Source organism: Stenotrophomonas sp. a6, from assembly GCF_030913325.1.
GTDB classification, from domain to species: domain Bacteria; phylum Pseudomonadota; class Gammaproteobacteria; order Xanthomonadales; family Xanthomonadaceae; genus Stenotrophomonas; species Stenotrophomonas maltophilia.
Genome location: NZ_CP133161.1, coordinates 471176 through 495942 on the forward strand (window position 1 = coordinate 471176; position 24767 = coordinate 495942).

Genomic DNA, 24767 nt, shown 5'->3' on the forward strand with positions numbered 1-24767 from the left:
CCACCCGGTGGGTGCCGAGCTCGCTTGGCATCGCGCTGGGGTTACCGATTCCCACGTGCCGCTCCGCGGCCGTCTCTCCCAAAGGACACTCATATGATCCGCAATACCGCTCTTGTCGTGGCCATCGCTGCCGCCACCCTGTCGATGCCGGCCCACGCGGGCCTGGGCAAGCTGAAGGACCTGGCCGGTGCCGCCACCGGCACCTCCAGCAGCAGCGCCTCCAGCGCCGCCGCTCCGGATGAAGCCGCGCAGGAAGCGCTGGTGCGTCGTTTCGTCAGCTCGCAGTCGCACTCGCTGCAGGCCCAGACGTCGTTCGCCCGCGCCTTCGGCCTGGCCGAGCAGGTGCAGCTGCTGGAAGCCGAGCGCCAGGCACTGTCGTCGGGTTCGGTCAGCGTCGATGCGATGAAGAAGTCGGTGTCGGTCAGCGAAGCTGCGCAGGCCGCGATCAACGAGCGCCAGGCCGCTCAGCCGGAACTGAACGCTGAATCCAAGCAGCACTACGCCGAAGGCCTGGTCTCGCTGCTGGCGTCGGCAGCCGAAGCACAGAAGCTGGGCGGCGAAGCCAGCAGCTTCACCGCCGGCATGAAGAACCTGGGCGCGACCCAGCTGGCCACCGTTGGCCGCAAGCTGGCAGCGGGCGCATGGGTGGCCAAGGAATCGCCGGGCTTCATCCAGGGCCTGTACGGTTCGACCAAGTCGGCCGTGACCTTCGCCAGGAAGAGCAAGGTGAAGGTGCCGTCCAACGCCGACTCGATGCTCGACTCGATCTGATCCGAGGCGAATCTCCATGCGTATGACAACCCGTTTGATCGGCCTGGGCCTGGCCGCCGCGCTGCTTGCAGCCTGCGGCAAGCAGGACACCCCGGCCGCCGCGCCCGCCAAGGACAAGGCAACCAGTGCACTGGCCAGCAATGCGCCAGTGGAAGCAGCGCCCCTGCGTGGCACGCCGGATTTCGGCGGCACCACCCAGGTCGCGCGCGAAGCCGACGGCATCGGCAGCACCCCGGAACTGGCGGTGCTGGCGGCGCTGCAGTCGGCCGTGGCGCAGGTCAACGGCGTACGCGTGGCCAGCCAGATGCAGGGCCTGCGTGCAGGCCTGCATGTGGATGTGGATGGCGAACACGTCGGCGATATCCGCGCCGACGCGTTCACCCAGCAGATGATCGCCGGCTCGCAGGGCGCGGTGCTGGGCTATGAAATCCTGTCGCAGGATGAAGTGCGGCAGCTGGACGAGGAAACCATCGCCCGCGTGCGCGCCAGCGATGAAGGCTGGAGCTTCAAGGGCTCGGCGTCGGCCACTGCGTCCGGCGAAGCCTCGGCCAAGAGCGGTTCGGCCTCGGCCAGCGTCAGGGAAAGCTACGACGAGAAGGTCAGCGTCGATGCCAAGCGTGGTGCAAGCTCGTTCGATTCCGACGTGACCCACCGCAGCATGCGCAGCTACTGGAAGGTGCGCGTGCGTGCACAGATCGCCCAGTACCGCGCACCGGACGAGCAGGGCAAGCCGAAGATCGTGGTTGCACTGCCGCGCACCAAGGCCGGCAGCTACGCCGTAGGCGATGGCCGCGTGGATGCCGATGAAGTGGCCGACGCGATCCGTGCGCGCCTGTCCGACACGCTGACCCAGACCCAGCGCTTCATCGTGCTGGACCGCGAGTTCGGCGACGAACTGCAGGCCGAGATCGACCACATCAACAGCGGCAACGTGCGCCTGCAGGACACCGCGCGCGTGGGCCAGCAGCTGGCGACCGATCTGATCCTGATACCGACCATCGAACGCTTCGAGTACCCGCGCAGCGTGCGCAACCTGCGCATGTCCGACCGCCAAGTGACCTCGTACTCCGGTGGCGGCCGCATCACCCTGCGCCTGATCAACGCCACCACCGGCCAGGTGGTGATGTCCGACAGCTTCGACCACCAGCTGGCCTCGACCGGCCCCAGCACCCTGCCGCGCGTGGTCAACGGCCGCAACATGGCCGCGGCGATGATGGAATCGCTGTCGGGCCAGATCGGCACCAGCATCGTCACCACGCTGTTTCCGGTGTCGGTGGTCTCGGTGGACGGTGACCAGGTGGTGCTGAGCCAGGGCGGTGACACCGTGCAGGCCGGCCAGCGCTGGCAGGCCGTGCGCCTGGGCGAAGAACTGAAGGACCCGCAGACCGGCCGCTCGCTGGGCCGCAGCGAACACCCGTGCTGCACCATCCGCATCGACCGCGTGGCCGCACAGACCTCGTACGGCACCATCGAAGACGGCGTCGACGCGATGCGCGGCGGTTTCCGCCCGGGCCAGATCGAACTGCGCCAGAAGCTGGACAGCAAGCCGGCCGCCGCCGCCGCAGGTGCGACTGCCTCGGCCGCTCCCGCAGCTGCCGCACGCCCGGCCGCCAAGCCGAAGCCCAAGCCCGCTGCCGCGCCGGCCGAAGACCCGAACTGGTAACAGGCTCAAGCAACACACCGATGGGGTCAGAGCCCTTTCCCGCCGGGAAAGGGATCTGACCCCTTCGTGTTTCCGTCCGCGTCGACCAAGGTCGACACCTACCAACAGCGATGTGTCGACCAAGGTCGACACCTACCAACAGCAGCGGGAACCTGTCGAAGGCGGGGTGGGTCCGGTTGCGGGGGCGTGAGCCGCATGGATGCGGCGACCGAGCTTACATGGATGTACTTGCAGCGTCCCCCGCAACCGGACCCACCCCGCCTACCCTCAGGAAACCAGCTTTTGCTGTTGCTTCGGCTGTTGCCGTTGTTTCGGCAGGTGCAGGGCGCAGCCCTGCCGAATCCCATTACACTCCAGAAGGATTTCCTGCTGGAGAGAGCAATGAAACGAGTAGTACTGGGCCTGCTGGCCCTGTCGGTGTCGAGCGCACTGATGGCGGCCACCCCGAAATTCGATGGCGCGCGGATCTCCGCCGACGTCAAGGAACTGGCCTCCGACGCCTACGAAGGCCGCTCCCCGGCCACCGCCGGCGAAGAAAAGACCATCGCCTTCCTCAGCAAGCAGTTCGCCGACGCCGGCCTGCAGCCGGGCGGTGACCTCAAGGACGGCAAGCGCCTGTGGACCCAGGCCGTGCCGCTGCGCAAGGGCGACATCGTCGGCGCGCCGCAGTTGGCATTGCACCAGGGCGGCAAGACCCTGCCGCTGGAACAGGGCAAGCAGATTGCCGTGCGCGCCGCCATGAACGGCGCCAGCAACGTCGACATCAGCAAGGCCCCGCTGGTGTTCCTCGGTTACGGCGTGAAGGCCCCGGAGCGCAACTGGGACGACTTCAAGGGCGTGGACCTGAAGGGCAAGATCGCTGTCGTGCTGATCAACGACCCGGACTTCGAGACCGGCCAGGGTGACTTCGACGGCAAGGGCATGACCTACTACGGCCGTTGGACCTACAAGTACGAAGAAGGCGCCCGCCAGGGTGCGCTGGGCGTGCTGATCGTGCACGAGACCGCACCGGCGTCGTATGGCTGGGCCACCGTGGCCGGCTCCAACACCAACACCATGTTCGACGTGGTGCGCGACAACCCGGCCGACAGCCACCCGCTGCTGGAAGGCTGGATCCAGCGCGACCTGGCCGTGGAGCTGTTCCGCTCGGCCGGGCAGGACTTCGAGGCGCTGAAGAAGAAGGCGCAGCAGCGCGACTTCACCCCGGTGCCGCTGACCGGCGCCAGCCTGGACGCGAAGTATGCGGTGAAGACCGAAGTGATCACCTCGCACAACGTGGCCGCACGCCTGGAAGGCAGCCGCCACCCGGACGAGACCATCGTCTACAGCGCGCACTGGGACCACATCGGCGTGGGCGAGCCCGACGCACGTGGCGACCGCATCTTCAATGGCGCACTGGACAACGCCAGTGGCACCGCCTCGCTGATCGAACTGGCCCGTGGCTTCGCCAAGGCCAAGCGTCCGGAGAGGTCAGTGCTGTTCCTGGCGGTCACCGCCGAGGAAAAGGGCCTGCTGGGTTCGGAGTACTACGCCACCCATCCGCTGTATCCGCTGGAAAAGACCGTGGCGGTGATCAACATGGACGGCATGGCGCCGTTCGGGCCGTCGCGTGACTTCGGCATCTACGGTGCCGCGCGTTTCGAGCTGCTGGACCAGCTGAAGGACGTGGCCAAGGGCTGGGATATCCGCTACACGCCGGACCCGAAGCCGGAAGCCGGCCTGTTCTTCCGCTCCGATCACTTCCCGTTCGCCAAGCGTGGCGTGCCGGCGCTGTCGTGGTCGGCCGGCCAGGACTGGGTGGACGGCGGGGTGGCCGCAGGCAAGAAGGCCTCCGAGGACTACACCGCCAAGCGCTACCACCAGCAGGGCGACGAATGGCAGCCGGACTGGGTGTTTGCCGGTGCCGCCCGCGACCTGGAAGTGCTGTACACGCTGGGCAACCAGCTGGCCAACACGCGCAGCTGGCCGAACTGGAGCAAGGACGAATCGTTCCGTGCCGTGCGTGACGCCAGCGCCGACCAGCGCAAGTAAGGGCATGCGCCGGGTTCGCCCGGCGCCTCCCGGGCAGTGCCGGGCGCTGGCCGGCATCCCTGTGATGCATGCGGAGAAAGTGGGGAGCCGGCCAGCGGCCGGCACTACCAGATGGCCTTCCATCCCCGCTTTTCCGGCCTTCGTCGCAGCCCGCTTGTTTGCCCGGCGGGCCGCTCTATGCTCGGCTCACCCCCTTCCTCCAAGGCGCCGCCGTGTTCGCCAGCCTCTCTCTCCTGATCCGCCACCTGCTGGCCTGGGCCGCCGCGCTGGTTGTCGCCGGCATGGTCTGGAGCGGCATCTTCAGCGGCATGAACGATGGCCCGGGCTGGGTGTTCGGCCTGCTGGCGATGTTCCTGATGATCTCCGCGCTGGGCAGCGCGATCACCCACGTGCGCCGGGTCTGGCTGGTGGCCGGCCGATTGGATTCGACCACGTTGTCCGGGCGCCAGCGCCGCCAGGTGGAACTGCCGATGGATGCCGGCCAGGCCTATGCCGTGGTGGAAGCGGCGATTGCCGAACTTCCGCGCGTGGAAGATGTGGAAAGCTCGGCCGGCAGCCTGCAGGTGCGCGCCTACGTGCGCCGGGTGGACCTCTGGAATGGCCGCCAGCCCTCGCGCTGGAACCTGCCGGCGCGGCTGGCGATCAAGCGCAACAGCGTGCTGGCGACGGTCACGCCGGGGCAGGGCACCAGTACCGTCACTCTGCTGTTCGAACCGGATGCTGGCTGGTGGGCCGATCTGCTGGCGCTGGATGAGGGCAGCAACTTCGAGAATGCCGAAGCGGTCACCCGCGCGATCAGCCGCCGTGTTGCCGACCAGCGCCGCGATGAGCAGGCCGCCGCCGAACAGACCCAGGTGGAAAAGGAACTGTCGGTCGCGCGCTTGAACCTGCTGCATGCGCAGGTGGAGCCGCACTTCCTGTACAACACGCTGGCCAACGCGCAGGTGCTGACCCGCACCGACCCGGCACGTGCCGAGCAGATGCTGGGCCACCTTATCCAGTACCTGCGCAGCTCGTTGCCGCAGGTGGACGAGTCGGTGTCGACGCTGGGCGTGGAGCTGGAACGCACGCGCGCCTACCTGGAGATCCTGCGCATCCGCATGGGCGCACGGTTGGCGGTGGAAGTGCAGGTACCGAATGAGCTGCATGGCGTGCACCTGCCGGCGATGGCACTGCAGACGCTGGTGGAGAACGCGATCAAGCACGGCCTGGAGCCCAAGCCCGGCGGTGGCACGATCTGGATCCTGGCGCGTGGCTTCGATGACCATGTGACCGTGACCGTCGCCGACGACGGGCTCGGCTTCGGCCAGGGCACCAGCGGCACCGGCATCGGCCTGAAGAACCTGCGCGAACGCCTGCGCCTGACCTGTGGCGAGCAGGCCGGCGTGGCGATCGTTGCCAACTTCCCCAGCGGTGTGGCCGCGACCATGACCTTGCCGCAGACACACAAGGAGCGCAGCCATGCCGCTTGAAGCCCTCATTGCCGAAGACGAGGAACTGCTGCGGCAGTCACTGGTGGAACAGCTGCGCCGGTTGTGGCCGGAGCTGAAGCTGGTGGCCGAGTGCGAGGACGGCGCCAGTGCGCTGGAGCAACTGGCCGAGACGCAGCCGGACATCGCGTTCCTCGACATCCGCATGCCCGGCATCAGTGGCATCGAAGTTGCGCGCTCGCTGTCCGAGCTGAGCCCGCGTACCCAGGTGGTGTTCGTCACCGCCTATGACCAGTACGCCATCGACGCGTTCGAGCAGGGCGCGATGGATTACCTTCTGAAGCCGGTCAGTGACGAACGCCTGCTGGCGACGCGTGAGCGCATCCTGTCGCGGCTGCCATCGACACGCCAGGATGACGCCGTGCTTGAACGCCTGCTGCAGCGGCTGGGGCCATCGCAGGGTGCTGCCGAGCGCCCGCCGCTGGCCTGGATCACCGCCAGCAACGGCCGCGAGACGCAGCTGATCATGCTGGAAGATGTCGCCTACTTCCGTGCCGACAACAAGTACACCACCGTGGTCACCGCTGCCGGCGAGAGCCTGTTGCGCACACCATTGCGCGAACTGCTGGAAGTACTCGACCCGCAGCACTTCCGCCAGATCCACCGCTCGACCATTGTCAACATGAAGGCTGTGGCGGCGGTCAGCCGCGACGATACCGGGCGCGGTGTGCTGCGGCTGCGGGGCCGGACGGAAACACTGGTGGTCAGCCAACCATTCATGAGCCTGTTCCGCGGCATGTAGCCGCACCGCACCTTTCCGCTACCAGGAGCATTGCATGCGTCTTTTCCTGCTTGCAGGCCTCGCTGCACTGGCGCTTGCCGGTTGCCAGAAGTCCACCGAAACCGCGATCACCCGCACCACTGCCAATGGCGTGGACACGCTGTACAGCAAGCGCACGGTAGTGGACGGCGTGGCGCGTTTTGAGTGCATGGCCAGCCGCAGCGGTCAGTGCCATTACCTGTTGCTGGACCCGGCCTGTCGTCCTGACGCCGCGTGTGCGAGAGCGCCGATACGGTCGTTCGCGTTGGCGGTCGGCACCACCCAGGAGTTCAGGGACCTGCCGAAGGGCTTCGCCCAGTGCGTCAGCGAGGATCGGAAAGAACAATGCCACCGTGAGTGATCACGGTGGCATTGTGGGTCCCCCCGCTTCCCTGAAGGGTCAGTAGGCAGGCTGCAGTGTCAGGTCGTGGTGGTGCTCGTTCTCGCCCACGTGGTTGAGGCGGCCGACCAGTTCGGAGTGCTGCTTCATGCGCCCGATCTCGGTCATGATGCGGATGTCCTCGTGGCGCAGCTCGCGCTTGGCGGTGACCGCCTGCTTGTAATCGAGCACTTCCGGGTAATGCTCGGCCAGTTCCAGGGCCTCGGCCACGTGCTCGACGCTGTCGGCCTTGGAGCTGATGCGTGCGCGACTGTTGAACGCCTTCATCCAGCGCTCGAAACCGGCCTGCTGATCGAACATGTTGGCCATGAACCAGATCACGAACAGGATCGAGACCCACGAGCCGAACACGACTACCACGCGGGTGAACGTGATATGGAAGTCGTCACGCCACAGGTAGTTGGCGATCAGGCCAAGAATCAGCAGCGAGGCTGCCTGCCAGCCGACGATCGAGGCGATCAGCCATTGGCACTTGGCCTGGGCCAGCACGGCTACTTCATCGCGGATCTGCTGCTCGCTGAGATTGCGCCAATGCGCAACCTGTTTATCGAACGGGCTGCTGTAGAGCTCGTTGTCGCGAAGCAGAATTCCCAAACCCTTGAACAAAGCAATCATGGCTGGCTCCTTGTGGAACGTGCGTCGATCAGCATTGGACGGTGTGGCGGGTCCAGTTCTAGCACTTCCAGCGAGCCGTGCAATGGGCGCCATGCCAAGCCGCGTAAGGGCCTTCTCTGAATCGGTGAATGTTGCTGCATCGCAGCATCGAGGCCGGAGCCTGCGACAGGATGTCGCAGGGTGAAATGTGCTGCGGCCGCACATGAAACCGTGGCTGAGTGCGAAGACTCGCCGCCGGCGTCGTGATCGCCCAGAATCGGGGCTGACCGCGCAACTCGCGGCCCACTCTTTCGCTTTTCCTGGACCTGTGATGCCGGCTCTGCTGCAGCGACTCTCCCGCCCCGTCACCGCGCCGATCCGGCGCTGGGTACTGGAGGCCTTCCCGCGTGGCCAGAGCGGCATCGATTACGACCAGCCGCTGGGTGACCCGGGCTGGTTTGGACCTGACAGCGTGACCTGGCGCCTGCACGCGGAGTTCCCCTCGATGCTGGCCGGGGGCCTGTGTGCGCTGATGCTGCAGACCCTGCATCCGCGCGCGCTGGCCGGGGTCTACGACCACTCCAATTTCCGCCAGGACCTGGTGGGTCGCCTGCGTCGCACCACCGCGTTTGTCGCCGGTACCAGCTATGCACCCAGCGGGGAGGTAGAGGCGCTGGTGGCCAAGGTGCGCCGCATCCATGCACGGATCCGCGGCCAGACCGCGCAGGGCGAGCCCTACGCGGCGGACGATCCACAACTGCTGACATGGGTGCACGTGACTGAGGCGTTTGGTTTCCTGCAGGGCTTTCGTCGCTACGGGCGCGAGGTGCCGGCGCACATCGCCGACCGCTACTACGACGAGTACCGCCGCGTGGCCGAAGCACTGGGTGCGGTGGATGTGCCGCGCAGTGAAGCCGAGGTGGCAGCGTACTTCTGCGCGCGGCAACCGGAGCTGCGTGTGGACGAGCGCTCGCGTGAAGTGCTGGAGGTGTTGTCCGGCGTGCGCCTGCCGGTACCGGTGCCGGGGCTGTCGCGCGAGGTGTTCCTTGGCGCCGGTGCGGCACTGCTGCCGGACTGGGCCGAAGGCATGCTTGAACGCAGCGGCCGCCAGCGTGCGCAGGCGGCCGCTTCAGCGAAGCTGATGCAGGGCATGGCGCCGCTGTTCCGCCGTGCGCTGCCCGATGGCCTCGCCAGCCGCGCCTGTGCGCGCATGGGCGTGCCGGTGTCGGTGCTGCGCGAGTGGCCCACCGTTCCCCGGTAGGTGCCAACCTTGGTTGGCACCTACCAGAGCGGATGCGGCAGCATATCCACGCCATGCGTGGATGGGCCTCACCCGGCCGACTTCAAGCCACGCAACAGCATTTCCAGCGCCGTCGTCGCCTGCCGCAGGCGCGCGTCGCCATCCTCGCCCTCTGCAATCCAGAACGCGGCCTCGGCCAGGCTGCCGTAGATCAGCGATGCCAGCGCCTGCGCATCCACCGGCATCGCTACGCCCTGCTCGATCAACTGTTCGATCAGGCGCTGCATCGAGTGCACGCAGTGGCGCTGCGATTCCGGTGAGGCGCCACCCAGCACCGCGCGCGCGTCACGCAGCACGATGCGCTGGATCTCCGGCTCCAGCGCCATCTCCAGATAGGCACGGCAGCGCTGTACGAAACCGTCCCAGGCATCATCCGCGCCATCGCTGATCGCCTGCAGGCGCAGGTCGGTCTCGGCATCGAGCTGGGCGACCACCGCGGCCAGCAGGCCCTTCTTGTCGCCGAAGTGGTGGTAGAGCGCACCCCGGGTCAGGCCGGCCTGGGCGGTCAGGTCATCCATCGAGGTGGCGGCATAGCCATGCTCGCTGAACACGCGGCGGGCGGTGGCCAGCAGGCTGGCACGGGTTTCTTCCATCTCCGCGCGGGTGCGACGGACCATCCGGAGCTCCTTACATACGCAGTGCATGATTATTTACATACGAAGCGTATGAATGTAGGCTCTTATTCATACGCTCTGTATGTATTGTCGTGGCGCCGGGAGCGCCAGGCAAGCCGCTGCCCTGGAGATCCCGATGGCCACCCCCTACCGCGACCTGTTCGCCGCCCCTGGCACCGCCGGCCTCGCCCTGGCCGGCCTGCTGGCCCGCCTGCCGCTGCCGATGACCGGCATCGGCATCATCACACTGCTGTCGCAGCTGCGCGGCAGCTATGCCTTGGCCGGTGCGGTGTCGGCCACCTTCGTGCTGACCTACGCGCTGCTGTCGCCACAGGTATCGCGCTGGGTCGACCGGCGCGGGCAGGGCAGGGTGCTGCCATGGGCTACTGCGGCCAGTGCGGCAGGGTTGTTGCTGCTGCTCGCGTGCACGCTGCTGGCTGCGCCAGACTGGGCGCTTTTCGTCGCCGCCATGCTGGCTGGATGCATGCCCAGCGTGTCCGCAATGGTGCGCGCACGCTGGACTGCGATCCATCGCGGTCGCCCGCAGCTGCAGACCGCGTATTCGCTGGAGACCGTGTTCGATGAGGTGACCTTCATCGTCGGTCCACCGTTGTCAGTGGGGCTGTCGGTGGCGGTATGGCCACAGGCCGGCGTACTGGCGGCCGCCCTGTTGCTGGTGGTCGGCGTCGCCGCATTGGTGCTGCAGCGGGGCACCGAGCCGCCGCTGCAGCAGCACGAAGGTGCAACTCCCTCGGGCTCGCTGCTGCGGCACACGGAGATCCGCCTGCTGGCGTTGCTGATGCTGGCGATGGGCGTGATTGTCGGTACGGTCGACATCACCAGCGTGGCCTTCGCCGAACAGCGGGGGCAGCCGCTTGCCGCCAGCGTGGTGCTGTCGGCCTATGCGCTGGGCAGCTGCGCGGCGGGCCTGCTGTTCGGGGCACTGAAGCTGCAGGCGCCGTTGCGGCGCCTGTTGCTGCTCGGTGCAGCAGCTACCTCGATGACCACCCTGCCGCTGCCATGGGTCGGCAGCCTGCCCGGGCTGGCCGTGGCGGTGTTGCTGGCCGGGGTGTTCTTCGCGCCGACGATGATCGTGGCGATGTCGCTGGTCGAACAACGCGTACCCGAATCGCGCCTGACCGAGGGCATGACCTGGCTGCTGGCCGGATTGAACATCGGCGTGGCGCTGGGCGCGGCGCTGTCCGGGCAGAGCGTCGATGCGGGGGGCGTGCGTAGCGGCTTTGTCGTTGCACTGGTGGCAGGCGGGGGCGTGCTGCTGTTGGCCGTTCTCGCGCGACGTGCCTTGCGCCCGGTTGCCGCATCCACCCCTGAAGGCATCATCCCGTGAGCGCTTCATCGCCTGCGCATGCCACGCCTGTGCATCGCCATCCGTGGTGGGCGGTTTCTGCGGTTGGCCTCGCCACCTTCTCGGTGGTCACCACCGAAATGCTGCCGGTGGGCCTGCTGACCCCTGTCGCCGAAGATCTCGGCGCGTCCACCGGCACCGCCGGCCTGATGATCTCGCTGCCGGCCCTGCTGGCGGCAGTGTTCGCACCGCTGGTGGTGATCGCAGCCGGTGGCATCGATCGTCGCCGCATCCTGTGCGTGCTGCTGGGGCTGCTGCTGGTCGCTAACGTTGCCTCGGCGCTGGCACCCGGCATCGGCTGGCTGCTGGCCGCGCGCGTACTGGTGGGGTTCTGCATGGGCGGGATCTGGGCCATCGCTGGTGGGCTGGCAGCACGCCTGGTGCCGGCGCATCGCATCGGCCTGGCCACCTCGATCATCTTCGGGGGCGTGGCCGCAGCATCGGTTCTGGGGGTGCCGCTGGGTGCACTGATCGGCGACGCCCTGGGCTGGCGCTTCGCGTTCGCAGCGATGGCGCTGTTCAGTGCGGCGGTGATGCTGCTGCAACTGTGGGTGGTTCCCGCGTTGCCGGTGGTGGCGTCGGTGCGCCCGGCGCAGTTCGTGCAGCTGCTCGGCCACCGTGGCCTGCAGCGCGGCCTATGCCTGACGCTGCTGCTGGTAGCGGGTCACTTCATTGCGTTCACCTATGTGCGCCCGTTGCTGACCCTGCGATCGGGCGTGGATGCCGCTTGGATCGGCGCGCTGCTGTTCGCCTATGGCATGGCGGGCATCGCGGGCAACTTCATCGCCGGACCACTGGCCGCTCGTCATCCGCGCGGCATGCTGCTGGCGATCTCTTGCGGCCTGCTGCTGACGCCGTTGTTGTTCCTGTGGCTGGGCGGCACACCCTCCGGCGGCATTGTGGTGCTGTTGCTGTGGGGCCTGGCCTATGGCGGCGTGTCGGTCGGCCTGATGAGCTGGATGATGAAGGCAGTGCCGCACGCGGTGGAGATCGCCACCGCGCTGTATGTCGGTGTGTTCAATATCGGCATCGCAATGGGCGCGTGGGGCGGTGGACGGCTGCTGGATGGCGTGGGCCTGCATGCGAATCTGTGGGTCGCGGCCGGGCTTGCCATGGTCGCCACGCTGGTGATTGCCACAACGCGCCGGTAGATCCACGCCATGCGTGGATGGCTTGTAGTCCTGTAGACCTGTAGATATGCCGACCAACGTCGGCATCCACCCGAGCGGGGCATTTGCCAGCCAAGGTTGGCAGCTACCGGGAAATGAAACGGGCGCCTCGCGGCGCCCGTTCCGGTTACATCACCACACCTTGACCCGCTTGTCCGGGGCCAGGTACAGCTTCTGGCCTTCCTTCACCTCGAACGCCGGATACCAGGCGTCGATGTTGCGCACGGTGAGTGCGCGGAACTGGCCTGGTGCATGCACATCGGTCAGCAGCGAGTTGCGCAGCGCCTGCTCGCGGCTCTTGCTGCGCCACGCCTGGGCGAAGCCGAGGAAGAAGCGCTGGTCCGGCGTGAAGCCTTCCAGGGTCTGGCCCGGCTTGCCCTGCAGCGACAGCTGGTAGGCATCGTAGGCAGTGCCCAGGCCGGCCACGTCGGCGATGTTCTCGCCCAGGGTCAGCTTGCCGTTCACATGCACGCCCGGGAACGGCTCGTAGCTGCTGAACTGCGCGGCCAGCGCATCACCGGCAGCGTTGAACTGCTTCAGGTCCTCGGCGGTCCACCAGTTGTGCAGCTTGCCGGTCTCGTCGAACAGCGCGCCGGCGTTGTCGAAGCCATGGCTGATCTCATGGCCGATCACCGCGCCGATCGCACCATAGTTCACTGCGTCGTCGGCGGCACCGTCGAAGAACGGCGGCTGCAGGATCGCGGCCGGGAACACCAGGCGATTTTCCAGCGGCACGTTCATCGCATTGATGGTCTGCGGCAGCATCGCCCACTCACTGTGGTCGACCGGCTTGCCCAGCTTGGCGATGTTGCGCTGGTATTCGAACAGCTCGGCGCGCTGTGCGTTGCCGAGCGCGTCATCGCGGCGGATCTCCAGGCCGGTGTAATCACGCCACTTCTCCGGGTAGCCCATCCCCACGGTCAGGCCGGCGACCTTGGCCTTGGCATGCGCCTTGGTCTGCGGCGACATCCACGACAGTGCGTCAATGCGCTTGGCGAAGGCGGCGATGATGTTCTTCGCCATTTCGTCCGCACGCTCCTTGGTCCTGGCGTCGAAGTGCTTCTCGACATAGCGCTTGCCGATGGCCTCGCCGACAGCATGGTTGGCATCATCCACGGCGCGCTTCCAGCGATCGCTCTGCTGCGGCGTGCCGCTCAGCGCGGTGCCATGGAAGGCGAAGCGGGCGTCGGCGAACTTCTTCGGCAGGTAGGCGGCGGCACGGTCCAGTGCGTGGAAGGCCAGGTAGTCCTTCCACACCTCCAGCGGTTCGGTGGCGACCAGCCTGGACAGGCCGGCCACGGCCTTGGGCTGCCACACGATGAAGTCCTGCTGCTCGCCCAGCGCGGCCGCATCAAGGAAGGCGTTCCAGTCCATGCCCGGTGCCTTGGCGTTGAAATCGGCCTGGGTCCACGGATTGGCACCCTTGGTCACGTCGTTGGTTTCTTCCTGGGTGGCATGCGCCTGCGCGATCTTCGTCTCCAGCGCAAGGATGCGCTGTGCCTTGCCGGCCGGGTCGGCCACGCCGGCCAGCTGCAGCATCTGCGCGATGTAGCCCTGGTACTGCTTGCGCAGTTCGGCCATGCGGCCGCCGCCCAGGTAGAAGTCGCGGTCGGGCATGCCCAGGCCGCCCTGCACGAGGTACGGCGCGGTGCGGTCCGGCTGCAGCATGTCGACCGAGACCCACAGGCCGAACAGGCGGTCGGTGTAGAAGTTGGTGGCATTGAGCAGGTCGACGTCGGCGCGCATCTCGCCGCCGAGGGCACGTGCCAGGCCAGCCTTGTCGGCGATGGTCTCGATGGCCTTCAGCTGCGGCTGCACCGGGGCGATGCCGTGCTGCTCGATGCCGGCTTCGTCCATGTAGGCGGCGTAGTAGTCGCCGATCAGTTTGTCGTCACCGCTGGCCTGCGCATTGCCGGCCGCACCCTCGAGGATGGCGCGGGTGTCGGCCAGGGTCTTTTCAGCGATGACGTTGAAGCTGCCGAAGCGCGAACGGTCGGCCGGAATCTCGGTGTTCTTCACCCAGGTGCCGTTGGCGAAGCCGAAGAAGTCATCGCCGGCCGCGATGCTGCGGTCCATGCCGCTGGCATCGAAGCCGAAGCTGCCCAGCATCGGCTTGGCGGCAGCGGGTGCAGCCTCGGCGGGCTTGGCGGTGCCAGCGGCCGGATCGGCCGGACGGTCGCAGGCAGCCAGGGACAGGCTGGCAACGATGGCCAGTGCCAGGGTGGGACGGCGCAGCTTGGACATGGACTTCTCTTGCAGCGGAAAACCCCAAGTCTAATCCGCCGCAGCCCGACTGGCCGTCCCCGTGGCTGGCCGGTCCTGTGCAGGATCTGGCTGAACGCGCCGAAGCGATCTTCACGCCGTCACCGGGGTGGTGCATGCTGGGCCCTGGAGCCCTGCGCGGACACGGGGAGGTGGCCATGCAGGACGGGGTCAGGCGTCAAGAATGGCGTCCGCCGGCCGTTGAGGTCGGGGATGTGGAGGATTCGTTCGCGCATGAAGCCAGCCGACTGCACAAGGAAGATCGACCGATGCCCGCGTTGAAGCGGGCGTTGGCCCGTCCGTTGCGCGCCATCACCTGGGGCGGCGTGCTGCTGGGCCTGTTGCTGGTGGCCGGATTGGCCACCATGCTGGCCAACGACCATCACCGCCGCCTGGAGGCCGCGCAGCGGCAGAGCCGGGCGCTGGCGGTGGGGAGCGAGCGCCTGCTGGCGCTGGAACTGCGCAATCTGGAGCGGGCGATGACCGGCATCGCCGGCGATGCCGGTGAGTTGTTCCGCAGCGTGCCGTCACAGGCCCCGGTACTGCTGGATGCGGCCATCGGTGGCGTGCTGCGCCGCCACGCTGAACTGCACAGCATCGTGGTGTTGGACCGCCACGGGCGCGCGCTGACCGCCGGGCGCGGCGACCTGCAGCTGCCGCTGTGGACCGACCCGCTGCGCCGGGGGCAGGGCAGTGCCCTGTACATCGGCCCGCCGCAGCGGGCCAGCGATGGCGACTGGGTGGTGCCGCTGGCACTGCCGATGGCCGGTGAACGCTGGCTGTTGGCGCGGCTGCGCTGTGGTGAACTGCAGCGCATCGCCGGCGGCCTGGATGTTGGTCCCAACGGGCTGGTCTCGATCACCGACGCCGAGGGTTACATGCTGGCGCGCGTGCCCGATCCGCATGGCACGGTCGGTCGCCGCTACGACCTGCCGCGGCGTGACCTGCTCGGCAAGCAGGCGGTGGTCGAGCTCGGCAGCCTGCCCGGCGTGGTCGATGGTGTACCGCGCATCACGACCATCAGTACGCTCGACCGCAGCCCGCTGGCGGTGCAGATCGGCCTGGCCGATGAGGACGTGCTGGCACCCTGGTGGCCGTACCTGCAGGCATCGGTGGCGATCGTGCTGGCCTACATCGTGGTGCTGCTGGTGCTGCTGTATGCGGTGCGCCGCAGTACCCGCAGCCAGCAGGCGATGGCCGAGGAACTGAAGGCGGGTCATGCCGAGCTGCGTCTGGCCCATCAGGTCGGGCGTGTCTGCACGTGGTACGTGGATGAGGACGCCGCGCTGCTGCGCTGGTCCCCCCTGGCGCGCGAGATCTTCGGCGTGCAGACCGATGCGCTGCCGGTAGCCGACTTCTTCGCTCGCGTGCATCGCGATGATGCCGCGCGCCTGCAGCAGGCTTTCGACCAGGCCTTTGCCGGCGGCGCAGTGCTCGACCAGGTGTTCCGCCTGGTGCTGCCCGGTGGTGAAGTGCGCTGGGTGGGCGCGCGCGGACAGCGGGTGGAGGTGGCCGACAGCGAACGACGCATGATCGGCGCGTTGACCGACCTGAGCGAACGCTACCAGGCGCGCGAGCAGATGAGCGAAGTGGAACGCCGCTTCCGCCTGCTGTTCGACCGCAACCCGGCGCCATTCTGGGTGTTCGACCCGGACACGCTGCGCTTCATCGAGGTCAATGACGCGGCGGTGCGCCAGTACGGCTACAGCCGCGAAGAGTTCCTGGCGATGAGCATCCTCGACATCCGCCCGCGCGAAGGCTGGGACGAGGTGCGTGGTGCCATCCAGCGCGCGCAGGTGGGCGATCCCCCCGACGCAACCGTGCGCCTGCACCGGCGCAAGGACGGCAGCGTGTTCGAGGTGCGCGCACACCTGTCCAAACTCGATTTCGACGGACAGCCCGCGTGCCTGGTGCTGGCCGAGGATGTGAGCGAACGGCTGGCCTACGAGCGCGACCTGGCCTACCAGGCACGGCACAACCCGGCCACCGGCCTGCTCAACGTGCGTGCGTTGACCGACCAGCTGGATGAGCAGGGCGAGGGCTATACCATCGCCTTCGTGCAACTGCGCGGACTGCAGCTGGTGGCCGATACGCTGGGCCGTGAGATCGGTGATGCCGTGCTGCAGTCGATGGCGACCCGCTTGGGCGGGTTGGGCGCACGCTGCGGCACGCTGGCGTTCCAGCCGGCGGAGGACTTCGTGTTCGCCATCGGTTCGGAGCACGATACCCAGCGCGTGCTGGACGACCTGCTGCAGATCGTGTCGGCGCCGATGCGCGGCAAGGATTCACTGCACCAGTTCGAGCCGCGCATCGGCGTGGCGGTGCATGTGGCCGGTGACGGCCACAGCGCCGAACAGGTGATCGGCATGGCCGCGCAGGCGGCGCACGCGGCGCGTGCGGAGGGCAACGTGGTGGTCTGGTTCGACGCAGCGGTGACCACGCGGCTGGCCGACCGGTTGCGCCTGGCCGGGCGCATCCATGCGGCCATCGACAACGAGTTCCAGCTGTACTTCCAGCCGATCCGGCATGCCAGCGATGGCAGCCCGGCGGCATTGGAGGCATTGCTGCGCTGGCCGCAGGCTGATGGCAGCTTCATTCCGCCCAATGAGTTCATCCAGCTGTGCGAGGACACCGGGCTGATCCTGGCACTTGGCCGCTGGGTGATCCGAGCGGCAGCGAAGGCGCAGCGGCGGTTGGTCGAGGCCGGGTGGGGCGAGCTGCCGATTGCGGTCAACGTCTCGGCCGTGCAGTTCTTCAACAGCGACCTGGTGGCCGAGTTCACCCGCGCCCAGCAGGAGTTCGGGTTGGCGCGGGGTGCGCTGCATGTGGAACTGACCGAGAGCAGCCTGATGCGCAAGCCGGGGCAGGCGATGCAGACCATGCAGCGCCTGCACGAGCAGGGCATCAGCGTGTCGCTGGATGACTTCGGCACCGGCTATTCCAGCATGTCCTACCTGCAGCACCTGCCGCTGGACATCCTGAAGATCGACCGCAGCTTCGTGGCGGACGTGGAAACGAATCCACGCAACGCCTCGATCTGCCGCGCACTGCTGTCGCTGGGCCACAGCATGGGCCTGACCATCATCGCCGAAGGCGTGGAGACGCCGGGACAGCTGGACTGGCTGGCTGCGCACGGCTGTGACCAGGTGCAGGGCTACCTGCTGGGACGGCCGGCACCGCTGGAACGGATCATCGACGCGCTGGATGAGGTCGCCGCCTAAGTGGTAGTGCCGGCCGCTGGCCGGCATTCGCCCAGGACCGGGAGGTGTCTGATTGCCGGCCAGCGGCCGGCACTACGGCAAACGCCAGGCTCGGCTACACCCCGGCCTCCACCAGGTGGTCGATGAAGCTGCGCACCTTCGGTGCCAGGTGGCTGCGGCTGGTGTAGACCGCGAAGATGCCGATCGGCGCGGCTTCCCACTCGGGCAGGACGCGCACCAGACGGCCATCGGCCAGTGCGTCTTCCAGCAGGAAGTCGGGCTGCAGGATCACGCCCATGCCGGCGATCGCCGCTTCGCGCAGCACGTCGCCGTTGTTGGCGTGCAGCAGGCTGCTTACCGCCACCTTCACTTCACCGCCGGGCCCCTGCAGCGGCCAGTTGTTGCCTGCGGCCCAGTAGCTGTAGCTCAGGCATGCGTGTGCCTGCAGCTCCTGCGGGGTCTGCGGGGTGCCGTGTGCGGCCAGGTAGGCCGGCGCGGCGCACAGGCTCACCCGCGATTCGCCCAGGCGACGTGCGATCAGCGTGGGACCGGGCTCGCGGGTGATGCGGATGGCCACGTCGTAGCCTTCCTCGACCATGTCCACCAGCCGGTCGGACAGCGCCAGGTCCAGCTCCACCTGCGGGAAGCGCTGGCGATAACTGGCCAGCAGCGGGCCGAGGCGGGCAATGCCCCAGCTCACCGGTGCGTTGATGCGCAGCGTGCCCGAAGGCTCCAGCGCCTGCGCGCCGATACTGGCCTCCAGCGCGTCGAATTCGGCCAGCAGGCGCACGCACTGGGCGTAGTAGGCGGCGCCGGCACTGGTCGGGCTGACCCGGCGCGTGGTGCGGTGGAGCAGGCGGGTGGACAGGCGCTTTTCCAGCGCCGCGACCTGGCGCGTGACGCCGGCGGTGGACATGTCCAGGGCCTGGGCGGCGGCACTGAAGCCGTTGCGCTCGACCACCGCCACGAACACGCGCATCGCCTCGAGGGTGTCCATTGTTGCGCCTTGTGAAATAAATACGGTCAAACGATCGTATTTATCGGCCAGTGAAGGCGCAATAACCTGTGCCCACTCCCTTCAAGGTGCTTTGCCATGCACACCACGACCGCTCCTGTTTCGCCGCTGGCGCCGTATGGCGCCACCCTGCTGCGCCTGGCTCTGGGCGTGCTGTTCCTGGTCCACGCACTGACCAAGCTGCTGGTGTTCACCCCGGCCGGTACGGCGGCGTTCTTCGAGTCTCTGGGCCTGCCCGGTGTGCTCGGCTACCTCACCATCGGCGTCGAGCTGGTGATCACCGTCGCGCTGCTGCTGGGCATCTACGCACGCTGGGTGGGCCTGGTCGGCGTGCCGCTGCTGCTGGGCACCATCGTTACCGTGCACGGCGCCAACGGTTTCGGTTTCGCCAATGCCGGCGGCGGCTGGGAATACCCGGCGTTCTGGGCATTGGCGCTGGTGGTGCTGTTCCTGCTCGGCGATGGCAAGTGGACCCTGCGTTCGCGCTGATCGCCGCCTGATCCTGCAACTGGAGAATTCCATGTCCCGCCTGCCTTCGCTGTACATCTCCCATGGTTCGCCGATGACTGCCCTGCAGCCGGGCCAGGTTGGCGTGCGCCTGGCCGAGCTGGCGCGCGATCTGCCGACGCCGCGCGCCATCGTGATGGCTTCGGCGCACTGGCTGGGCCGGCAGCCGCTGGTTGGCGCGCATCCACAGCCGCCGACCATCCACGACTTCGGTGGCTTCCCGCGCGCGCTGTTCGAACTGCAGTACCCGGCACCGGGTGATCCGGCACTGGCCGAAGAAGTGGCCGGCCGCATCGCCGCCGCAGGCCTGCCAGTGGCCATCGACCCGCAGCGTGGCCTCGACCACGGCGCGTGGGTACCGCTGCGGCTGTTGCGCCCTCAGGCGGACATCCCGGTGGTGCCGGTGTCGATCCAGCCGCTGCTCGGCCCCGAGCATCAGTTCGCGCTGGGCCGTGCGCTGGCGCCGCTGCGCGAACAGGGCGTGCTGCTGGTCGGCTCCGGCAGCATCACCCACAACCTGCACGACTGGGGCGACTACCAGGACGGCAAGGAAGCGCCGTACGTGCGGCCCTTCATCGAATGGGTGGAGCAGCGCCTGGCCGCTGATGACCGCCAGGCCCTGCTGGATTACCGCCGGCAGGCGCCGTTCGCCGAACGCGCGCACCCGACCGACGAGCACCTGTTGCCGCTGTTCTTTGCAATGGGCGCGGCCGGCGAGGGCGGTTTCGGTGCGCGTCGCATCGATGCCGGCATCGATGCCGGCTTCCTCGCCATGGATCTGTACCGCTTCGACGGGGCATGAGCCGGGGCTGACGCGCGGCGGCCCCGGCCGTCGCGGCCATGGCCGCATGTGGTAATTTTTTCCGGGTTTCCGGCGCTGGCCTCCAAGCCTCCCCACGCGCCGCTTCCTGGAAGAAGCATGCATACCATTGAAGTCGTCCTGGCGATGCTGGTGGCCGTTGTCGCCAGCGGCTACCTGGTTCGCGTCCTGCCGTTCTCGTTGCCGCTGCCGCTGGTGCAGATCGGCCTGGGTGCGGTCATCGCCGGGGTGTTCAACCGTGGCCACGCGCTGGAGCCGGAAGTGTTCTTCCTGCTGTTCCTGCCGCCACTGCTGTTCCTCGATGGCTGGCGCATTCCCAAGCAGGGCCTGTTCCGCGACAAGGGCGCGATCCTCGAACTGGCCTTCGGCCTGGTGGTGTTCACCGTCATCGGCGCCGGCTTCCTGATCCACTGGTTGATTCCGGTGATGCCGCTGGCGGTGTGCTTCGCGCTGGCGGCCATCGTCTCGCCGACCGACCCGGTGGCGGTGGGCGCGATCGCTTCGAAGGCGCCGATTCCCAAGCGCCTGATGCACATCCTGGAAGGCGAGTCGCTGCTGAACGATGCCTCGGGCCTGGTCTGCTTCCGCTTCGCGGTGGCGGCGGTGATGACCGGCACCTTCTCGCTGGCCACGGCCTCGCTGACCTTCGTGTGGGTGGCGGTGGCGGGATTGGCGGTGGGCGTGGCGGTGACGCTGGGTGTGTCCACCTTCCAGCGCTGGCTGTGGCGCCGCTTCGGCGAAGAGCCCGGCGCGGCGATGCTGGTCAACCTGCTCATTCCGTTCGCGGCCTACCTGCTGGCCGAAGAGATCCATGCCTCGGGCATCCTCGCCGCGGTCGCCGCCGGTATCGCGATGAGCTATGTCGAGCTGACCGGTCGCGTCTCCGGCAGCATGCGCGTGCAGCGCGCCGGGGTCTGGAACATGCTGCAGTTCAGCTTCAACGGCATCATGTTCGTGCTGCTGGGCGAGCAGCTGCCGGGCATCGTCGAACGCGCCACCACCACCATGAACGAGACCGGCCACCAGAGTGCGTGGTGGCTGCTGGTGTATGTGGTGGTGATCAATCTGGCACTGGTCGTGCTGCGCCTGTTGTGGGTGTGGTTGTCGCTGCGCTGGAACCTGCTGCGCGCGCGCCGTCGCGGCCTGGAGCGGGGCGAGGCACCGAACTGGCGCATCGTGGTGGCGACCTCGGTGGCCGGCGTGCGCGGTGCGATCACCCTGGCCGGTGTGTTGACCCTGCCGCTGTTCCTGCCCGACGGCAGTGCGTTCCCGGCGCGTGACCTGGTGATCTTCCTGGCTGCATCGGTGATCCTGTTCTCGCTGCTGGGCGCCAGCATCGCGCTGCCACAGCTGCTGAAGGGCCTGCAGCTGCCGGCTGACTCGGGCGAGCGCAAGGAAGAGGACCTGGCACGCCGGCTGTCGTCGAAGGCCGCGCTGGCCGGGGTCGAGCGCATGCGCCAGCAGCTGGTGATGAACCAGAACACCGAGAACGTGCAGCTGTACAACGACGCCGCCTCGCGGGTGAGCCTGCTCTACCAGCGGCACCTGGAGCGCGACAGTGATGGGCCCGACGTTGACCCGGAGAAGGTACGGCGCATGGAAATGGGCTACCGCCAGCTGCGCAGCGCCGGCCTCAATGCCGAGCGCGAGGAGCTGTTCCGGTTGACCCGGCGCGGGGTGATCTCCGATGAGATCTCGCGGCGCCTGATCCGCAACCTGGACCTGCTGGAATCGCGCAAGCGCGAATGACCGTGTACCCCGGGTGGGTGCGGACCTCGGTCCGCGTTGATCGGGGTCAGATCCCTTTCCGCAGGAAAGGGATCTGACCCCAGGATCCGGGAGCCGTGCTTATTCCGGCTTCTGGTCCAGGAAATACACCTCGACCTTGCCCTTGACCTTGATGGTCATCGGGTTGCCGCGGCGGTCGCGGGCCTTGCCGGCCTGCACGCGGATCCAGCCTTCGCTGACCGAGTATTCCTCGACGTTGTCACGCTCGACGTCGTTGAAACGCACGCCGACGCCGCGCTCCAGCGCCTGCGCATCATGGAAGGGGCTGGCCGGGTTGATCGCCAGGTGGTCGGGAGGGGTATCGCTCATCGCTTCATTCACAGTGACGGCCACCAAGGCCGGCTTCAGCGGCACAGGATAAACCGTAGAATGCCGGCCTGCCCCAGAGGAAGTTCCGCCATGCCCGACAACAGCGACTATTTCGACTTCGAGGAAGACATCCACGACTTCGACGAAGATGGCTTCGAGGCACGGGTCTGGAACCTGCTGGTGCTGATCAACCCGGGCGACGAGGAGCTGGCCCTGCAGCAGTTCAACCGCTGGCGCGAGCACCTGGCCGAGGACGGGCAGCCGCTGGAAGCGGACAGCGACTGGCTGCCGGCCCTGTTCACGGCCATCGCCTGGCAGTCCGGTTTCGAGGTCGAGCGTGATGATCTGGAATCGCTGCAGTCGGCAGTGAACGAGCTGTCGGCGCGCTTCAACCTGCAGCTGGACTGGGGCGGCGACCTGGATGACGAGGACTTCGCCGAAGACCTGGACGGCGTGCAGCTGATGTCCACCGCCTTCGACCGCCTGCGCGAGCACAACTACACGCTGTGGAGCGTGGATGCCGGCAGTGACGGCTTCACCGGCGTGATGGCGCTGACCCGCGACGACGACGCAATGCTGGCGCTGTGCTCGCTGCTGAACGTGGAAATCCGCCTGGGCAGCGACCCGTTCTGAGCGATGGGCCGATCCGCCCGGCACGACCCGGCGGGGACGATCTGCTGGGCACGGCCTGATGGGTTGATCCGCTGGGGACGACCCGACGGGGTAGAGTCGACTGTTAGTTGTGATCTCTCTGTACGTTGTTCATCCGGGACATCTTTGGAAAATGGTGGTTACCACACCTCTCCAGACCCCAAAGAGCCCGGATGAACCACCATAAAAATGCCCGTTTGACCGTCCATAGTCGAGCACTTCTTATTCGCCGCATCCTCCACGAGGGCCTGCGCCCAGAGGAAGCAGCCCAAGCATGCGGCGTAAGTGTGCGTACGGCCTACAAATGGCTGGCCCGATTCCGCCAGTTCGGGGCACCGGGGCTGGAAAACCGCAGCTCACGGCCTCACCAGACGCCGCATGCCACACCTGCTCCGGTAATCGAGCAAATCAAGGAGCACCGCCGTAAACGGCAGACCTACCTGACCATCTCCAAGGCGCTGGGGGTCGGCCACAGTACGATTTCAAGGCTGATGCGTGCCCACGGCCTCAATCGGCTGTGTCGGCTTGAACCGCCCAAGGAGGTCATCCGATACGAATACGATCAGCCCGGAGGGCTGCTGCACCTGGACATCAAGAAGCTGGGCAACTTCCAGCGGCCAGGGCACAGAACCGATGCCAAACGTCGGGGAAACGCCGCTGGCGGTGGCTGGGGCTACGTCCACGTGGCCATCGACGATCACTCCCGGGTCGCCTTCAGCAGCGTCCACCCCAACGAACAGGCCGAAACCGCCTGCCAGGCGCTGCTGGGCGCTCTGCAGTACTACGCCAGCCTGGGAATCACCTTCAAGCGGATCCTGACCGACAACGGTGCCTGCTATCGCTCCACCGCCTTTGCCAAGCTGCTCAAATCCCTTGGGATCAAGCACATCAGAACCAAGCCCTACACGCCGCGGACCAATGGCAAAGCCGAGCGCTTCATCCAAACCAGCCTGCGCGAATGGGCCTACGCCCGCGAATACGCCTCCTCGGACCAGCGCAATTCCGTGCTGACCCAATGGCTGCACCACTACAACTGGCACCGCCCTCACATGGGGATCGGTGGCCAGCCACCTATTTCCAGAGTCCTGCTGAACAACGTGGTGGGTTTACACAGTTAGTCGACTATCGCGCGCAGCGCGGGGTTCTCGCGGCCGGATGGGAGAGCAGTCGACTGACAGTCGACTCTACCCGGTCGGTGCCGGTTGGTGTCCGGCGAACCCGCGACGTGGCCTACGGCCGGTACTGCGCCCTGGCGTTGGCAATCACCGTTTTGACCAGTTCACGGTCGGTGTGCCGTGAGATCGCCCGCGCACCGAGCGCGATCGCCTGTGCGCGCAGCTCGGAAGTGACATCGTAGTGGGCACCGCTGGCCTTGTTCTGGAAGGCCCGCGGGGGAATGCCGAGCTGCGCTGCCATCGCGTGCAGCTCGGCCAGGGTGTCGGCCATCAGGTGCGCCCAGCGCTGTCCGCGCCAGGGATGCACCGCGTCATCGACGTAGACCGTCACCGCCGCGGCCGGTTCAGGCCTGCGGCTTGCTGTCGCTGTCAGCGGCCGGAGCGGCCTCGGCAGCGGCTTCTTCGGCCACGTCGCCCTCGGCGGCTTCGCCTTCCTCGCCTTCAGCAGCGTCGACGCCTTCGAACTCGGCGACCAGCTTGTCCAGGTACTCGTCGGCGGTCTGCTCGGATTCGGCCGCCAGGGTGTCCAGCAGCTTCTGCAGCAGTTCGGAGTACTCCAGGTTGACCTTGCGGCCTTCCTTTTCCTGCACGTTGGCCAGGTGCTTGAGCATGGCCAGCATCGGCACCGGGTTCTCGGCATTGCCCATGGTCTGGCCGCCGATGGCCAGCAGCCACTCACGGCCCTGCAGGCCGATGGCCGCCACCACCTGGCCGTCTTCGTTGGTCAGCACGGCATGGTTCTGCACCTGCTGCTGGGCGTTCAGGCGCAGGAACGGGCGCTTGGCCTGCTGCTTCTTGCGCTTGTCGCGCTTGGCCTTGGAGTTCTGGGACATGGGGTGGGATCACCTGGAAACGGAAAGACCGCCATTGTAGCGGCCGCAC

The 24767-nt window shown here is 67.3% G+C and carries 22 protein-coding genes; 15 read left to right on the top strand and 7 right to left on the bottom strand.

The genetic code is table 11. From position 1 onward, the window contains the following. The first annotated feature begins 93 nt into the window (after positions 1–93). From Q9Q79_RS02200 to Q9Q79_RS02225, 6 genes are all read left to right on the top strand, one after another. The gene (locus tag Q9Q79_RS02200) at positions 94–771 is read left to right on the top strand and encodes a hypothetical protein (protein WP_012479008.1); all 678 of its coding nucleotides are present in this window, start codon (positions 94–96) and stop codon (positions 769–771) included. A gap of 16 nt (positions 772–787) precedes the next feature. After that, entirely contained in the window at positions 788–2434 is a 1647-nt protein-coding gene (locus Q9Q79_RS02205; protein ID WP_201862331.1) for a CsgG/HfaB family protein, read from the top strand. 381 nt (positions 2435–2815) lie between these two features. Then, the gene (locus Q9Q79_RS02210; RefSeq protein ID WP_024957113.1) at positions 2816–4465 is read left to right on the top strand and encodes a M28 family metallopeptidase; all 1650 of its coding nucleotides are present in this window, start codon (positions 2816–2818) and stop codon (positions 4463–4465) included. A gap of 212 nt (positions 4466–4677) precedes the next feature. Next, complete coding sequence (locus Q9Q79_RS02215; protein ID WP_005407896.1) at positions 4678–5937, top strand: histidine kinase; 1260 nt, start codon at positions 4678–4680, stop codon at positions 5935–5937. Continuing rightward, on the top strand, positions 5927–6697 hold the full coding sequence (locus Q9Q79_RS02220) for a LytTR family DNA-binding domain-containing protein (RefSeq protein WP_005407897.1): 771 nt from the start codon (positions 5927–5929) through the stop codon (positions 6695–6697). Before Q9Q79_RS02215 ends, Q9Q79_RS02220 begins: the two co-directional genes overlap by 11 nt. Positions 6698–6731: 34 nt before the next feature. Next, positions 6732–7076, top strand: coding sequence for a hypothetical protein (locus tag Q9Q79_RS02225; RefSeq protein WP_049395680.1), 345 nt, complete (start codon positions 6732–6734; stop codon positions 7074–7076). 39 nt (positions 7077–7115) lie between these two features. On the opposite strand, the gene Q9Q79_RS02230 is transcribed toward Q9Q79_RS02225, so the two are convergent. After that, a complete protein-coding gene (locus Q9Q79_RS02230) occupies positions 7116–7730 on the bottom strand; it encodes a hypothetical protein (RefSeq protein WP_005407899.1) in 615 nt (204 codons plus the stop codon). Positions 7731–8040: 310 nt separating this feature from the next. Between Q9Q79_RS02230 and Q9Q79_RS02235 the strand changes: the two genes are divergently transcribed. Beyond that, a complete protein-coding gene (locus tag Q9Q79_RS02235) occupies positions 8041–8970 on the top strand; it encodes an oxygenase MpaB family protein (RefSeq protein ID WP_049395678.1) in 930 nt (309 codons plus the stop codon). A 68-nt stretch (positions 8971–9038) separates the two neighbouring features. Here the strand turns inward: Q9Q79_RS02235 and Q9Q79_RS02240 are convergent, their stop codons facing one another. Further along, on the bottom strand, positions 9039–9626 hold the full coding sequence (locus Q9Q79_RS02240) for a TetR family transcriptional regulator (RefSeq protein WP_049459298.1): 588 nt from the start codon (positions 9624–9626) through the stop codon (positions 9039–9041). Between the two features lie 133 nt (positions 9627–9759). Here Q9Q79_RS02240 and Q9Q79_RS02245 point away from each other — a divergent pair, with 133 nt between their 5' ends. Then, positions 9760–10971, top strand: coding sequence for an MFS transporter (locus Q9Q79_RS02245; RefSeq protein WP_109337742.1), 1212 nt, complete (start codon positions 9760–9762; stop codon positions 10969–10971). After that, a complete protein-coding gene (locus tag Q9Q79_RS02250; RefSeq protein WP_005412115.1) occupies positions 10968–12140 on the top strand; it encodes an MFS transporter in 1173 nt (390 codons plus the stop codon). The genes Q9Q79_RS02245 and Q9Q79_RS02250 overlap by 4 nt, the downstream gene beginning before the upstream one ends. A 150-nt stretch (positions 12141–12290) precedes the next feature. Here Q9Q79_RS02250 and Q9Q79_RS02255 read toward each other — a convergent pair whose 3' ends face one another. Then, on the bottom strand, positions 12291–14402 hold the full coding sequence (locus Q9Q79_RS02255; protein ID WP_005407904.1) for a M13 family metallopeptidase: 2112 nt from the start codon (positions 14400–14402) through the stop codon (positions 12291–12293). Positions 14403–14578: 176 nt separating this feature from the next. Between Q9Q79_RS02255 and Q9Q79_RS02260 the strand changes: the two genes are divergently transcribed. Further along, a complete protein-coding gene (locus Q9Q79_RS02260; protein WP_061201496.1) occupies positions 14579–17641 on the top strand; it encodes an EAL domain-containing protein in 3063 nt (1020 codons plus the stop codon). A gap of 94 nt (positions 17642–17735) precedes the next feature. On the opposite strand, the gene Q9Q79_RS02265 is transcribed toward Q9Q79_RS02260, so the two are convergent. Then, positions 17736–18617 (bottom strand): LysR family transcriptional regulator, encoded by an 882-nt coding sequence (locus tag Q9Q79_RS02265; RefSeq protein ID WP_058980710.1) that lies wholly within the window; start codon positions 18615–18617, stop codon positions 17736–17738. Between the two features lie 96 nt (positions 18618–18713). On the opposite strand from Q9Q79_RS02265, the gene Q9Q79_RS02270 reads away from it, so the two are divergent. The 3 genes from Q9Q79_RS02270 to Q9Q79_RS02280 all read left to right on the top strand — a co-directional run bounded on the left by Q9Q79_RS02270 (position 18714) and on the right by Q9Q79_RS02280 (position 21711). Continuing rightward, a complete protein-coding gene (locus tag Q9Q79_RS02270; protein WP_005407907.1) occupies positions 18714–19124 on the top strand; it encodes a DoxX family protein in 411 nt (136 codons plus the stop codon). A 31-nt stretch (positions 19125–19155) separates the two neighbouring features. Continuing rightward, positions 19156–19944, top strand: a complete 789-nt coding sequence (locus tag Q9Q79_RS02275) for a class III extradiol ring-cleavage dioxygenase (RefSeq protein ID WP_005407908.1) — start codon at positions 19156–19158, stop codon at positions 19942–19944. A gap of 117 nt (positions 19945–20061) precedes the next feature. Then, positions 20062–21711 carry a Na+/H+ antiporter gene (locus Q9Q79_RS02280; protein WP_005407909.1) on the top strand — a complete coding sequence of 550 codons (1650 nt, stop codon included), beginning with the start codon at positions 20062–20064 and terminating at the stop codon, positions 21709–21711. A gap of 99 nt (positions 21712–21810) precedes the next feature. Here Q9Q79_RS02280 and Q9Q79_RS02285 read toward each other — a convergent pair whose 3' ends face one another. Continuing rightward, on the bottom strand, positions 21811–22059 hold the full coding sequence (locus Q9Q79_RS02285) for a DUF3297 family protein (protein ID WP_005415112.1): 249 nt from the start codon (positions 22057–22059) through the stop codon (positions 21811–21813). A 90-nt stretch (positions 22060–22149) separates the two neighbouring features. Here Q9Q79_RS02285 and Q9Q79_RS02290 point away from each other — a divergent pair, with 90 nt between their 5' ends. Both Q9Q79_RS02290 and Q9Q79_RS02295 read left to right on the top strand, forming a co-directional pair. Continuing rightward, on the top strand, positions 22150–22692 hold the full coding sequence (locus tag Q9Q79_RS02290; RefSeq protein ID WP_005407911.1) for a hypothetical protein: 543 nt from the start codon (positions 22150–22152) through the stop codon (positions 22690–22692). Positions 22693–22883: 191 nt separating this feature from the next. After that, the gene (locus Q9Q79_RS02295; RefSeq protein ID WP_012479022.1) at positions 22884–23828 is read left to right on the top strand and encodes an IS481-like element ISStma1 family transposase; all 945 of its coding nucleotides are present in this window, start codon (positions 22884–22886) and stop codon (positions 23826–23828) included. 112 nt (positions 23829–23940) lie between these two features. Here the strand turns inward: Q9Q79_RS02295 and Q9Q79_RS02300 are convergent, their stop codons facing one another. Then, complete coding sequence (locus Q9Q79_RS02300; RefSeq protein ID WP_005412122.1) at positions 23941–24216, bottom strand: DUF4031 domain-containing protein; 276 nt, start codon at positions 24214–24216, stop codon at positions 23941–23943. A gap of 13 nt (positions 24217–24229) precedes the next feature. Continuing rightward, entirely contained in the window at positions 24230–24718 is a 489-nt protein-coding gene (locus Q9Q79_RS02305; RefSeq protein WP_005407913.1) for a hypothetical protein, read from the bottom strand. Between the last annotated feature and the right edge of the window lie 49 nt (positions 24719–24767).

Bases quoted from the DNA above. Each gene is read 5' to 3' on its own strand.
- Q9Q79_RS02200 (WP_012479008.1), top strand. From the start codon at position 94: ATGATCCGCAATACCGCTCTTGTCGTGGCCATCGCTGCCGCCACCCTG.
- Q9Q79_RS02205 (WP_201862331.1), top strand. From the start codon at position 788: ATGCGTATGACAACCCGTTTGATCGGCCTGGGCCTGGCCGCCGCGCTG.
- Q9Q79_RS02210 (WP_024957113.1), top strand. From the start codon at position 2,816: ATGAAACGAGTAGTACTGGGCCTGCTGGCCCTGTCGGTGTCGAGCGCA.
- Q9Q79_RS02220 (WP_005407897.1), top strand. From the start codon at position 5,927: ATGCCGCTTGAAGCCCTCATTGCCGAAGACGAGGAACTGCTGCGGCAG.
- Q9Q79_RS02225 (WP_049395680.1), top strand. From the start codon at position 6,732: ATGCGTCTTTTCCTGCTTGCAGGCCTCGCTGCACTGGCGCTTGCCGGT.
- Q9Q79_RS02230 (WP_005407899.1), bottom strand. From the start codon at position 7,730: ATGATTGCTTTGTTCAAGGGTTTGGGAATTCTGCTTCGCGACAACGAG.
- Q9Q79_RS02235 (WP_049395678.1), top strand. From the start codon at position 8,041: ATGCCGGCTCTGCTGCAGCGACTCTCCCGCCCCGTCACCGCGCCGATC.
- Q9Q79_RS02240 (WP_049459298.1), bottom strand. From the start codon at position 9,626: ATGGTCCGTCGCACCCGCGCGGAGATGGAAGAAACCCGTGCCAGCCTG.
- Q9Q79_RS02245 (WP_109337742.1), top strand. From the start codon at position 9,760: ATGGCCACCCCCTACCGCGACCTGTTCGCCGCCCCTGGCACCGCCGGC.
- Q9Q79_RS02255 (WP_005407904.1), bottom strand. From the start codon at position 14,402: ATGTCCAAGCTGCGCCGTCCCACCCTGGCACTGGCCATCGTTGCCAGC.
- Q9Q79_RS02260 (WP_061201496.1), top strand. From the start codon at position 14,579: ATGCAGGACGGGGTCAGGCGTCAAGAATGGCGTCCGCCGGCCGTTGAG.
- Q9Q79_RS02265 (WP_058980710.1), bottom strand. From the start codon at position 18,617: ATGGACACCCTCGAGGCGATGCGCGTGTTCGTGGCGGTGGTCGAGCGC.
- Q9Q79_RS02270 (WP_005407907.1), top strand. From the start codon at position 18,714: ATGCACACCACGACCGCTCCTGTTTCGCCGCTGGCGCCGTATGGCGCC.
- Q9Q79_RS02275 (WP_005407908.1), top strand. From the start codon at position 19,156: ATGTCCCGCCTGCCTTCGCTGTACATCTCCCATGGTTCGCCGATGACT.
- Q9Q79_RS02280 (WP_005407909.1), top strand. From the start codon at position 20,062: ATGCATACCATTGAAGTCGTCCTGGCGATGCTGGTGGCCGTTGTCGCC.
- Q9Q79_RS02285 (WP_005415112.1), bottom strand. From the start codon at position 22,059: ATGAGCGATACCCCTCCCGACCACCTGGCGATCAACCCGGCCAGCCCC.
- Q9Q79_RS02290 (WP_005407911.1), top strand. From the start codon at position 22,150: ATGCCCGACAACAGCGACTATTTCGACTTCGAGGAAGACATCCACGAC.
- Q9Q79_RS02295 (WP_012479022.1), top strand. From the start codon at position 22,884: ATGAACCACCATAAAAATGCCCGTTTGACCGTCCATAGTCGAGCACTT.
- Q9Q79_RS02305 (WP_005407913.1), bottom strand. From the start codon at position 24,718: ATGTCCCAGAACTCCAAGGCCAAGCGCGACAAGCGCAAGAAGCAGCAG.